The organism is Coriobacterium glomerans PW2, from assembly GCF_000195315.1.
Classification (GTDB): Bacteria; Actinomycetota; Coriobacteriia; order Coriobacteriales; family Coriobacteriaceae; genus Coriobacterium; species Coriobacterium glomerans.
Genome location: NC_015389.1, coordinates 187,109 through 199,025, shown reverse-complemented (window position 1 = coordinate 199,025; position 11,917 = coordinate 187,109). Strand labels below are relative to the sequence as shown.

Annotated in this window: 10 protein-coding genes; 4 read left to right on the top strand and 6 right to left on the bottom strand. The window is 64.0% G+C overall.

What is annotated here, in order from left to right; all coding sequences use genetic code 11:
* Nucleotides 1-80 precede the first annotated feature (80 nt).
* A complete protein-coding gene (trhA, locus tag CORGL_RS00875; protein ID WP_245526919.1) occupies nt 81-893 on the bottom strand; it encodes a PAQR family membrane homeostasis protein TrhA in 813 nt (270 codons plus the stop codon).
* A 54-nt stretch (nt 894-947) separates the two neighbouring features.
* Complete coding sequence (locus CORGL_RS00870) at nt 948-2,186, bottom strand: DUF362 domain-containing protein (protein ID WP_013708039.1); 1,239 nt, start codon at nt 2,184-2,186, stop codon at nt 948-950.
* Nucleotides 2,187-2,394: 208 nt separating this feature from the next.
* Here CORGL_RS00870 and CORGL_RS00865 point away from each other — a divergent pair, with 208 nt between their 5' ends.
* Nucleotides 2,395-2,856 (top strand): GNAT family N-acetyltransferase, encoded by a 462-nt coding sequence (locus CORGL_RS00865; RefSeq protein ID WP_013708038.1) that lies wholly within the window; start codon nt 2,395-2,397, stop codon nt 2,854-2,856.
* Between the two features lie 8 nt (nt 2,857-2,864).
* Here the strand turns inward: CORGL_RS00865 and CORGL_RS00860 are convergent, their stop codons facing one another.
* The 3 genes from CORGL_RS00860 to CORGL_RS00850 are packed head-to-tail and all read right to left on the bottom strand — an operon-like array spanning nt 2,865 to nt 6,186.
* Nucleotides 2,865-4,061 (bottom strand): ABC transporter permease, encoded by a 1,197-nt coding sequence (locus CORGL_RS00860; RefSeq protein ID WP_013708037.1) that lies wholly within the window; start codon nt 4,059-4,061, stop codon nt 2,865-2,867.
* Nucleotides 4,048-5,205, bottom strand: a complete 1,158-nt coding sequence (locus CORGL_RS00855) for an ABC transporter permease (RefSeq protein ID WP_280985030.1) — start codon at nt 5,203-5,205, stop codon at nt 4,048-4,050. The genes CORGL_RS00860 and CORGL_RS00855 overlap by 14 nt, the downstream gene beginning before the upstream one ends.
* 42 nt (nt 5,206-5,247) lie before the next feature.
* A complete protein-coding gene (locus CORGL_RS00850; protein WP_013708035.1) occupies nt 5,248-6,186 on the bottom strand; it encodes an ABC transporter ATP-binding protein in 939 nt (312 codons plus the stop codon).
* A gap of 174 nt (nt 6,187-6,360) precedes the next feature.
* Between CORGL_RS00850 and CORGL_RS00845 the strand changes: the two genes are divergently transcribed.
* The 3 genes from CORGL_RS00845 (at nt 6,361) to CORGL_RS00835 (ending at nt 9,973) form a co-directional block, all read left to right on the top strand.
* Complete coding sequence (locus tag CORGL_RS00845; RefSeq protein WP_013708034.1) at nt 6,361-7,566, top strand: sensor histidine kinase; 1,206 nt, start codon at nt 6,361-6,363, stop codon at nt 7,564-7,566.
* A complete protein-coding gene (locus CORGL_RS00840; protein WP_013708033.1) occupies nt 7,563-8,243 on the top strand; it encodes a response regulator transcription factor in 681 nt (226 codons plus the stop codon). Before CORGL_RS00845 ends, CORGL_RS00840 begins: the two co-directional genes overlap by 4 nt.
* A 173-nt stretch (nt 8,244-8,416) precedes the next feature.
* On the top strand, nt 8,417-9,973 hold the full coding sequence (locus tag CORGL_RS00835; RefSeq protein ID WP_013708032.1) for a Mur ligase family protein: 1,557 nt from the start codon (nt 8,417-8,419) through the stop codon (nt 9,971-9,973).
* Between the two features lie 15 nt (nt 9,974-9,988).
* On the opposite strand, the gene asnB is transcribed toward CORGL_RS00835, so the two are convergent.
* Nucleotides 9,989-11,869, bottom strand: coding sequence for an asparagine synthase (glutamine-hydrolyzing) (gene asnB / locus CORGL_RS00830; protein ID WP_013708031.1), 1,881 nt, complete (start codon nt 11,867-11,869; stop codon nt 9,989-9,991).
* Between the last annotated feature and the right edge of the window lie 48 nt (nt 11,870-11,917).

Here is an 11,917-nt window from a genome sequence, read left to right as displayed (position 1 = left end):
GACTATTCCACGAGAATCGGTGAGGCGCCATCGAGCGAAGGGACCGATTCCCACAGCTGCAAGAGCCAATGCGTCGTCCATCAGATCACGAACAGGACCACGGCCATGAACTGGAAGATGCTTCCGGCGAGCACCCACAGGTGAAATACGCTGTGCATGTAGGGAATGCGCTTCATCAAATAAAACGCCGTCCCGATCGTGTAGGAGATACCGCCGGCGACGAGAAGCGCCACGGCGGCGGAATCGAGCAGCGCGAGCAGCTGCGGCAGGCGAAACACGATGATCCAACCCATGACAAGGTAGATCCCGGTCGTGAGCCAGCGGGGCTGCCGCTCACGCATGGCGACCTCGAACACGATACCCGCAAGAGCAGCCAGCCAGATTACCGCGAACATGACGATTCCCCCGTCGGAGGCGAGCGTGACGAGTAGAAACGGCGTGTAGGATCCCGCTATGAGCAGGTAGATGCAGCTGTGATCGATGACGCGCAGGACGCGCTTGGCTGCGGGTGCCGTGATGGCGTGATAGAGCGTCGAGGCGAGATACTCCGCAATGAGCGTCGAGCCGAACACGGCTGCAGAGACCACGGCTTGCGCGTGCGCGCCATCTGCGGCGGCCTTCACGATGAGAAGAACCAGGCCCGCGATGGAAAGAGCGGCCCCGATGCCATGTGTGATCGCGTTCGCGATTTCCTCGCCGATCGTGTAGCCGAACAGATCGTGGGGATTTCTCGGCTTTCCCACGTCATCGGGTGCCGATGACCGAGGACGCTCGCACTGCGGCGCACAGACCGCTGATCCGTCGCCGCAAGCAGTGCCGTCAGCCACGGAGCCGCCCTGCTGAGCCTCGGAGGTTCCGCTCGGACCGTTCATTTGATGGATGATGCCTCCCAAGAATAGTTGGAGCATACTATAGCAGAAGAGGCGCACTCTTCACGCCATCGCGCTCTATTTCACCTCGATGAGCTCATAGCGGCTCGTGCCCAGCCCGATCCTCTCGGCGTGCTCGATGCAGCTGCGCCAGTCCGTGTCCGGATGGGTCATGAAGAAGTGGTCGTGCGAGCGCTCCTCGTCAAGGTCCGCGCCCGTCGCCTCAAGTATGTCGCGCATCTCGGTGAGCACCGTGTCGGGAAGCGCCGGCTGCGCGAGCACGGCATCGATGCACGCCTGATCGATCGCGACGGGATCGAAGCTCGCGAACATGCCGATGTCGCCGACGATGGGCGTGTCGTTCTCCGAATGGCAGTCGCAGTTGGGAGAGATATCGAGGGCCAGGGAGATGTGAAAACTCGGACGATCCTGCACGACAGCCTTCGTGTACTCGGCGATCTTGCAGTTGAGGACCGCAGCGGCCTGATCGTAGTCCGGCACGATCGCGTCTTGGTTGCACGCGCCGATGCACCGCCCGCAACCGACGCAGCGGGTCTGGTCGATGCCGGCGACCTGGATCTGCCGGGTGGCGCCGCCCGCCAGCGCGCGCTCCCGGGTCTCGGTGAACGAGATGGCGTCGAAGGCGCAGACGCGCGCGCAGGCCCGGCAGCCGATGCAGCCGGCCGACGACACGCTCGGTTTGCCGGCGGCGTGCTGCTCCATCTTGCCGGCGCGCGAACCGCCGCCCATGCCGAGGTTCTTCATGCAGCCGCCGAATCCCGCCTGCTCGTGCCCTTTGAAATGGGTGAGCGAGATCACGATGTCGGCGTCCCTGAGCGCTCGTCCGATCTTGGCGCTGCGCACGTACTCGCCGCCCTCGACCGGCACCTCCACCTCGTCGGTGCCCTTGAGCCCGTCGGCGATGATGACATGGCAGCCCGTCGAGAACGGCGTGAAGCCGTTCTCGTACGCCGAGTCGATATGATCGAGTGCGTTTTTGCGCCCGCCGACATAGAGCGTGTTGCAGTCCGTGAGAAACGGCCTGCCGCCGAGCTCCTTGACGACATCGGCGACGGCCTTGGCGTAGTTGGGGCGCAGAAACGAGAGGTTGCCCGGCTCGCCGAAGTGAATCTTGATGGCGACGTATTTGTTCTCGAAGTCGATCTTGTCGATACCCGCGTGCCTCATGAGCCGCTTGAGCTTGTCAAGCTGACTCTCGCGGCCGTGCGTGCGCAGATCGGTGAAGAAGACAGGTGCCGGCTCGGCGCTCGCGTGTCCGCCTGCGGATGCGGAGCCCGTCTCGATCTCGTTGCCCATGGCTCGATCCCCTCTGCTCGCTCGATGATCCGGATGGTGATGCGGAATAACACTCCCATCGTATGCCCTGCGGAGCATACGAAGTCAAATCAACACGAATCCTATCGCCATCAAATCGAGGATGGTCCCGATTTCGAATTTGATTCGAAATCTGAGATACTGCTATATGTTTCTGAATCGCAGCTCATGTGAGCAGAAGGAGCCTTCGATGAAGCTCTGCCCTTGGACCGATCGCTATTCCGATGAGGTCACCAGCTGGAGATATCCGCCCCCGTATGACCTCTACAATCTTCCCAGCCTATCTGAGATGGTGAGCGCCTCGCTCGGGTTCGCAGACCCCGGTCAGCGCCAGAATTTCACAGGTGTCGAGTGCGACGGGGCGCTTGTCGGGTTTTTCAACCTCCAAGACTGCGGCGACACCGTGTTTCTCGGCATTGGGGTGCGCCCCGATGCGTGCTCGAAGGGGTACGGCACCGTCATCATGCGCGCAGCGATCGAGGAGAGCCGCCGACGGTTCGCGACAAAGCCCATCGAGCTGGATGTCCGCGAGTGGAACGAGCGCGCCATTCGCTGCTATGAGAAGGCGGGGTTCACCGCCGTGGGCAGTGTCTCGCAGGAAACCTATGCGGGCGAGGGCGTCTTCGTCCGCATGAGATACGAGTTCGGCTGACGCTCGGATCACGCGGAGCGCTCACGTTGCCGGACATGTCCCACCGCCAGCCCAACCGCCGCGATGGCGCAAGCGATGAGCACTGTGAGACCGATGTCGACGCCGACGCGAGAGAGCACGTCGGCTGAGAGCGAGGGTGCGCCGATCGCGGTCGTGATCGCCTCATTCATCCAAAACGTCGGCATGAGGTGCGCCACCGCCCGCGTGACTCCGCCCATGAAGGAGACCGGCATCCATATGCCGCCCAGCAGCGGCATCAGAAACGAGACGGTGTTGCCGGCCGCATTGAGGCCGAGCTCCGAAACGCCGAGCTGCGCGAGCAGAAACGCGATCGCCAGCGGCGTCAGCGAGAAGGCGAACAGGGCGCTGAGCGCCAGAGCGATCTGAGCCGGACCGGCGGTGTCGGCACCAACACCCGGACCGAACGGTCCCAAGATGACGAAGCTGAAATACGCGCAGATCATCACGGTGACGAGAGCGCACGCCAACAAGGAGAACGCGCTCAGGCGCGCCGGACCCACGGGGGCTGCGCACATGCGCTGCCGCACACCCCTGCGGCCGAGCGTGACCAACGCCAGCCCCCCGCACACGATGACCGCGGCGGATACGGCAAACGAGATCGATGAGAGCTGATTGACCGGGGCGTCATCGCCGTCATGTGAGACGGCGCGCACCTCATGCACGTCGGCATGGGCCCGCGCAGCATCGGACGCCAGATCGGAAATCTCCGAAACGCTCGCACCCGGGCGCAGCGACAACGAGGCCGCAGCGAGCGAGAGCCAACGGGAGACGCCTTGGGAGACCAGAGAGCCGACTTGGGGGAAACTTCCATAATCGGCCTCGACCTCGGGCAGATCATCTCCCTGACGCACGGCACCGGTGAACGCCTTCTCGAAACCTTTCGGCACGATGATGACGCAGTCGATGAGCTGCGTGGCGATCGCGTCCTGAAGCTCGAACGGATCATCGGCAACGGAAACGCGCGTGCACATCCGGCCGATGTGACGGATAAGACCGCGTGAGAGGGCCGAGCCGTCGCGATCGACCACAGCCACCCGCGCCTCGAGGTTGGTGGGACCCGCCGTCTTGGATGCATCCGACGAAGAGTATTGAACCATGACCAGGATTGCCAGAAAGCCGGCGTACACCATCAGGTAGATCTTATGGCGCATCACGATGCGCAGCGCGCATCTAAAGATGTTCATAGCGCTGCCTCCTGAAAAATCGAGTTGCCGCCACGAGCAGCACGACAGCCCAGCCCAAGCATGCGATCAGACGCCAGGTGAACGGTGCGAGCGCGTCATAGCAGTACAGGGAGTAGAACACATCCGAGATGAGCTTCACCGGGTTGAGCCAGGCGGCGAGCGGCACCGCTCGGGCGACTCGATCGGCGAACGCCATCGTCGAATCTCCGTAGAGTCCGGTGAAGGCCGAGAGCAGCAGCGTGACAGCGGAGATGACGGCCTCGCGCGCGCCGCGGCCCCCGGGTATGGGCAGAGAGCCGAGCAGCCCTCCGACGGCGCTCGCCACGAGCGATCCCACCCCGACCGCCACCAGACAAAGCGCATCCCGACCGCCGAAATCGACACCACATACCAGCCGAAGATAGCCGACGAGCACCCCGCCGCATAGAAACGAGACCGTCCAGGCACCCAGGAGCGCCCCGATGAGCTGTCGGGCCCGCGAGATGCCGCCGATGCCGCGGCGTGCCCCGAGCCGCGAGATATTGGGCTGAGCCTCGCCCACCGCGCTCGATGCCAGCTGAGCAGCCAGCATCGTCGCCATCGCCAGCAGGGCATAAAAATAGCGCGCCGCTGGATCGGGAGCGACATGGGTGAGCGAGACGCGTCTGATGGAGGCGCGGCTCTCCAGCGCATGGCGCGTCTTCGCAAAATCGGCGAGGGCGGCGGGATCCTGCGCCGCGATGCCGCGCAGAAGCCACGCGTGCTGCACGTATGAGCTCGCCAGCATCTTGAGGATAGCCGTGTTCAAATCAGAGACGCTCGGGGAGCCCGACGATCCCGAGGATGGGCCGATCGTGAGCGTCGGCTCACCGGTGCCGTCCACCTCGAAGACGCCGTCGACCTCGCCGGCGCGCAGGAGCCTCGCACCCGCTGCCGCGTCACCGACCTCGCGCACCCCGAGCAGACCGGCCCCCGACAGTTTCGTCATGCCGTCGATTACCTGCGCGAACGCAGAGCCGTCCCACCTCCCATCCCGGACGATGGCGACCGGCACGGGCTTGACCGCGCCCTCGGTTCGCACGCTCGAGAATATGAAAAAGAAGCCTGTCGAAAGAAGGAGAGGAAAGAAGAGCACCCAGAAAAGCGTTCGCGGCGTTCGCAGCATAACGCGAACCGTCATCGCGTACGTGGTCCACATGACCCCCGCCTACTCTCTGAGCTCGCGGCCGGTAATCTCAAGGAACACATCGTTCAAGGTGGGCGGCTCAGAATAGATGCGGCCCATCGCCACCCCGGCCGCCTGCAGGACGCCGAGCACATCGACGAGATTGTGCGGGCTCGTCTCACAGGAGACGATGAGCGTGTCGGACGCGAGCTCGGCGGTGAGGACGTGTCCGAGCGCTCGCAGGGATGCGAGCACCGACTCGGGAGCCTCGCCGACCTCGACGACGATGCGCTCCCCGGTCGAGATCATGCGCTTGAGCTCATCGCCGGTGCCCTGCACTAGGGCGCGGCCCGCGTCCATGATCATGATGCGGCCGCAGATCTGCTCGACCTCCTCCATGTAGTGGCTCGTGTACAGGATCGTCGCGCCCTCGTCGCGCAGCTCTTCGATGCCCGCCAGGATGGCACCTCTGCTCTGCGGATCGACGGCGACGGTCGGCTCATCGAAGAAGATGAGGTCTGGGCGGTGCGCGATGCCGCAGGCGATGTTCAGGCGGCGGAGCAGACCGCCCGAGAGCTTCCTCGGACGAAACCTCCGGTACTCCTCGAGCCCCACGAATTCTACGGCCTGACCCACAAGCGCCCGGCGACGCGCGCTCCCGGCGACGTACAGCGAGCAGAAGTAGTCGATGTTCTCCTGAACCGTGAGCTCGTCGAAGACGGCGACCTCCTGCGGGACGACGCCGATGCGCGCCTTGAGATCGTAGCGTGTCGGTTGCATGTCCTCACCGAACAGGCACACCTTTCCGGCGTCGAAGCTCAGCAGCGAAAGCATGCAGTTGATGGCCGTCGTCTTGCCCGAGCCGTTCGGCCCCAGCAAACCGAAGATCTCCCCGGGCGCGATGCGCAGATCGAAATGATCGAGCGCGATGAGATCACCGTAGCGCTTGACGAGATCCTCGACGAGAACGACATCTTCCATGGAACCCTCTTTCCCTCGATCCTGTCCGCTCGGCTGTGATGGCCAGTCGAGCGCGCGGACCTGATCCGATTGCTGTACCCAGTCTGGAGCATCGCACACACACGGGGAAGTGAGTTTTGTCACGGTTCGGCCGACTCTGAGCGGTAAGAGCGTGCGCTGTCGTACAATGCGGGCATGGAGCGACTTCTCGACAAGACGATCGTGCTCATATGCTGCGGCGGGGTCCTCGCGCTCACCGCGATCGATGCCGGGGCGGTCGCGACGCTGTGCTGCGCGATCATCATCGCGGCACTCGTCGAGGTGCTCCGCGAACCCGCGCGGATCGCGCCCGGCGGCGCCAGCCCGCTCAAGAAGATGGCCGCCGCCCTGTCCGACGTCTTGCCCGTCGCCTGGTGCGCGCTTGCCCTGTTCGCTCCGCCCGCCGTTTCCCTCACGCCACTTGCCCTCTATGATCTGGCGCGCAGCAGATCCCGGGTGCTCTGCGTGATCGTCGCGGCGCCGCTCGCGGTGGCCCTGGCGCGCGAGAGCGAAGCGGCCGGCACGCGCGACGCGGGATCGCACCCGCTGTCGCTCGTGCTCACGATATGCCTGTGCGCGATCGCGCTGCTGTGCTCGCTGCGCACCTCCCAGACCATCGCGCAGCGGCGGCGCAACCGTCGTGAGCGCGATGATCTCGCGGCCCGCGCATTCGCGCTCGAGGAGCGCAATCGGGATCTCATCGATCGACAGAGCTTGGAGGCGCAGGTCGCGACCTTGTCGGAACGCGCGCGGATCGCCCGGGAGATCCACGACAGCGCGGGCCATCTGCTCACCCGCGCCGTGTTGCAGGTCGAAGCGCTGCGCGTCGCGCATGAGGGCGAGCCGCGCGTGCAGGCGGACTTCACGGATGTCGAGGCGACACTCGCCTCGACCCTTGAGACCGTGCGGGCGAGCGTTCACGCGCTGCGCGAGGACTCCATTGATCTCGCGGGCCAGATGCGAAGAATCGCCGAAGACATCACGCATGGCACCGCGGTTGGCGTGCGAGCCGACATCTCCGTCGATCGGGTCCCCGCCGCGGTCGCGTCCTGTCTGCTCGCGATCGCGCGTGAGGCGATCTCGAATGCGCTGCGCCACAGCGACGCCGATCTGATCCGCGTGCGATGCCTCGAGCATCCCGCGTTCTTCCAGCTCATCATCTCCAACAACGGATCGGGGCCCTCCGAGGCACCTGCGGAGGGGATGGGGCTCGCCTCGATGCGCGAGCGCGTCGAGGCGCTCGGAGGCCATCTGAGCGCCGGCGCGGCGGCTGAAGCGCTCGACGACCCCGGCTGCACGTCGGGATTTCGCGTCTTTGTCACGATCCCCAAACCCACGACGGAGGAGGAAAGCCGTCAATGAAAATCGTCATAGCAGACGACGACCGTCAGGTGTGCGATGCGCTGCGGGTCATCCTCGAAGCGCAGAACGACATCGAGGTCGTGGGCACGGGCCTGGACGGCGACGACGCGATCCGGCTCTTCGGCGAGCTGGGGCCGGACATCGTGCTTATGGACATTCAGATGCCGGGCCGCGACGGGCTCTCCGCCGCCGAGTCGATCCTTTACGCGACGCCGAATGCGCGCATCGTGTTTCTGACCACCTTCTCCGATGAGGAGTACATCGTGCGCGCCCTGCGCGCCGGCGCGCGGGGCTACCTCATCAAGCAGGATGTCGCCTCCATCCCGCCGGCGCTGCGGGCGGTCATGCAGGGACAAAGCGTGCTCGAGGGCGAGGTGCTCGAGCACATCTCGCTTCTGCAAGTCCCCGATCGGGCGGATTCTCGCAGGACGGAGAGCGCCTCGCGACGCGCTTCGACCGACGGTGCCGCGTCTGCGCGTCCCGCTCCGTTCGGCGCGCTCAGCGACCGCGAGTTCGAGGTGGTGCTCGGTATCGCGCGGGGGCTCGATAACCGCGAGATAGCGGCCGCCGCCTACATGGGCGAGGGAACGGTGCGCAACCATATCAGCATGATCCTGGCAAAGCTGCACCTTAAAAGTCGCACGCAGATCGCCATCGCATACTGGCGGGCGCGCTGAGAGGCGTCACCGACCGCTCGCCCCGCCGAGTCATTCCGCTCCGTTTTTCGACCAAACTCGCCGTCCGGAGACGGACGCAGCGCAAATCGTGCAGATCCGAAGCGAACGAGTCTTGGGGGCGCGCACACGGATACAATGCGTTGAGAACCGTTTTATCGTTCGGGAAGGATCCCATGACTCGCACAGCTGACTCAGCCCGCCCGGGCACGCCGACCGTCACGCTCGAGCTGCTCGCGAACGAGCTGAGGGTGCGGGGCATCGCCTGCCGCGTCACCGGAGGGCCCGCACTCGTGCGCGGCATGTCGATAGACTCGCGAGCGACCGAGATGGACAATCTCTTCGTCTGCAAGGGCGCCGCCTTCAAACCGGCATACCTCACGGCGGCCATCCGACGCGGAGCATCGGCGTTCCTGTGCCAGACGCAGGCGGCGGCACCAGCCTGCGATCTCAGCGCACCCGCGGAACTCGCTGCGGCGGCACCCGATACGCCCGGCCTCATAGTGTCCGACCTGCGCGCGTCCATGGCACTCATCGCTCCGATCATCTACGGGCACCCGGATCGCGCCCTTCGGATCGTCGGCGTCACGGGCACGAAGGGAAAGACCACCGTCACGTTCATGCTGCGCTCGATTCTCAGAGCTGCGGGCATGGAGCCCTCGATGGTTGGGTCCATCGAGGTCGATGACGGCGTCGAGCGGCACGAGAGCCATAACACCACCCCCGAGGCACCGGACCTATGGCGTCACCTGCGCAACACCGTCGACTCGGGACGCAGCGTGATGATCATGGAGGTGTCGAGCCAAGCGCTCAAGTACGATCGCGTCCTGGGAATCACGCTGGACGTCGGTTGCTTTTTGAATATCGGAAGCGACCACATCTCCCCGATCGAGCATCCGAACTTCGAGGACTACCTGGCAAGCAAGCTCAGGATCTTTGATCAGAGCGAAACAGCCGTGGTGAATCTGGATACCGATCATCTTGTCGAGGTGCTCAAGCGCGCCCAAACGGCGGGCAAACTCGTCACGATCAGCTCGCGGCGCACAGACGCGGATCTGCGTGCCGACCAGATCTCGGTCGCGTCAGAGCACATCGGCTTCGATATCGTCGAGCGCGCGCGGCGGCACGAGATCGCTCTGGGCATGTCAGGCCTGTTCAATGTCGACAACGCGCTCGCGGCGGCAGCCCTCGCCCGCGAGCTGGGCGTCGACTACACCGCGATCGCGACGGGGCTCTCGCGGGCGCGCGTTCCCGGGCGCATGGAGCGCTTCCGCTCCCCCGACGGTCGCATCGTGTCGCTCGTGGACTATGCACATAACGAGCTGTCGTTCCGCTTGCTGTTCGAGTCGATCGAATCCGAGTATCCCGATCGCTACGTCATCGCGGTATTCGGCGCGCCGGGCGACAAAGCATTTGATCGGCGTCACGAACTGCCTCGGATCGCTGGCAAATCGGCAGATCTGCTCATCTACACCGAAGACGATCCCGGCGGCGAGCGCGTCGAGGACATCTGCGCGCAGCTCGCCGACAACACGCCAACCGGTACCGCTTTCGAGATCGTTGTCAATCGCGAGCAGGCGGTCGAACGCGCTTTCGAAGCGGCGAGGTCGCACGAGGGACCTGCCTTGGTGCTTCTACTCGCCAAAGGGGATGAGCATCGGCAGCGGCGCTCCGATGGATACGCCAGAATCGCCAGCGATCTCGAGTTGGCGCGCCGCCATCTCGAGAGCTAGAACGACGCCTGAGATTCAGGCTGCTGCCGGATGCGACCGGGACTCGTCGATGAAGAACCGCTTGTACCAGATGAGGAACACGAGGGCGGTGTAGATCTTGCGCTGGTTCATCGCCTTGCCCTCGAAATGGTCGTCAAGCAGGCTCATCAGCTTGTCGGTGTCGAAGAACTCACGTGCCCAGTCAGCCGAGAAGTAGGCCTTCACCATATCGCGGTACCTCGGCTCACGCAGCCAGAATCTAAAGGGCACGGGAAAGCCCTTCTTGGGGCGCGTGGCCCACTCATCGGGAAGAATCCGGTTTGCAGCATGTCTCAGCACCTGCTTGTTGCCGTGTTCGTTCACGCGGAACCGTTCGGGGACGCGCTCCGCGAGCGCCATCACCTTGCGGTCCAAGAAGGGAACGCGCAGCTCAAGCGAATGCGCCATGCACATCTTGTCGGCCTTGAGCAGAATGTCCCCGGGCAGCCACATATTCATGTCGAGATATTGCTTTTTGGACAGCTCCCGATAGCACTTCGCCCTCTCATAGACGGGCGCACAGAGCTCGAAGGCGTCCGGGCCCCTATCGTAGTCGCGCTTCAATATCGCGTCCGCCTCATCGGTGTCGTAGACGAACGCCTGCCCAACATACCAGCGCTCGGGAACCTCAGCGCATTTCAGAAGGAAGCTGCGACCCTTCACATGCGGCAACCGCGCGGCCAGCTTGCCGAGCGCGCGGCGCACAGAGAGAGGCATCGCCCGTTTGAAGCCCGCCATCGGTGGAGTGTCCTCGTACCATTCATATCCGGCGAACAGCTCGTCTGCGCCTTCGCCCGAAAGGACGACGGTCACCTGCTCGGCGGCCATCTGAGCCAAGAAGTACAGCGGCACGCTCGAAAGATTCGACTGGGGCTCATCCATATGATATTGGATGTCGGGAAGAGCTTGGAAAAACTCCTCGGCGCTCACCATCTTCCGGTGGTTGGTGATACCCAGTCTCTCCGACAGCTCGGCCGCATAATCCGTTTCATTGAACCCCTGATAGTCGAAGCCCACCGAGAAGGTGCTGTCCGGCATGAGGCACGCGGTGATGTAGCTGGAATCCACGCCCCCTGACAGGAACGATCCCACCTTGACATCGGCGATGCGGTGCGCGGACACGCTCTCGCGAACCTGCGCGTCGAGCTCCTCGACGTAGCGCTCGAACGGCTTGTCGACCTCAGAGAAATCACAGTCCCAGTAACGACGGATGTTCATCGCGCCTGTTTCAAGCTCAAACGTGAAACAGTGCGCCGCCGGAAGCTTGAACACTCCAGCGAAGAACGTCTCCTCGGTCGCGGGATACTGCAGCGTGAGATAGGGGCGCAACGCCGCGCGATTCACCGCTTTCACGAAGTGAGGGTGCTCGAGAAAACCCTTGATCTCGCTTCCGAACAGCAGCTCGTTTTCACCGGGCGTGCGGTACCAGTAGAACGGCTTGATGCCGAAGATGTCGCGCGCGCCGAACAGGCGACGGCGCCTGCTGTCGTACACGACGAAGCTGTACATGCCGCGCAGGTGATCGACGAGAGTCTCGCTCCACGCCTCGTAACCGTGGACGAGCACTTCGGTGTCCGTGTTGCTGTGAAAGACGTATCCGGCGGCCTCGAGCTCGGCGCGCAGCTCCCGGAAGTTGTAGATCTCGCCGTTGAACACAACTTGGACCGTGCCCTCCTCGTTGCCCATCGGCTGGGCTCCGGCCTCGGAGAGATCCAAGATCGAAAGTCGGCGGAAGCCGAGTGCGACATCGTCTGAGAAGTATTGGCCGCCCATATCGGGGCCGCGGTGGATGATGCGGTTCATCATAGCCTCGAGAACCTCGGCTCTCGCATCCTGCTCCATATCGAGCGTGCCGGTGAATCCGACGAATCCGCACATGGGAAATCCTTCCTGCACCCGTGTCCGCATGGCGGGAAAGACGGGGAA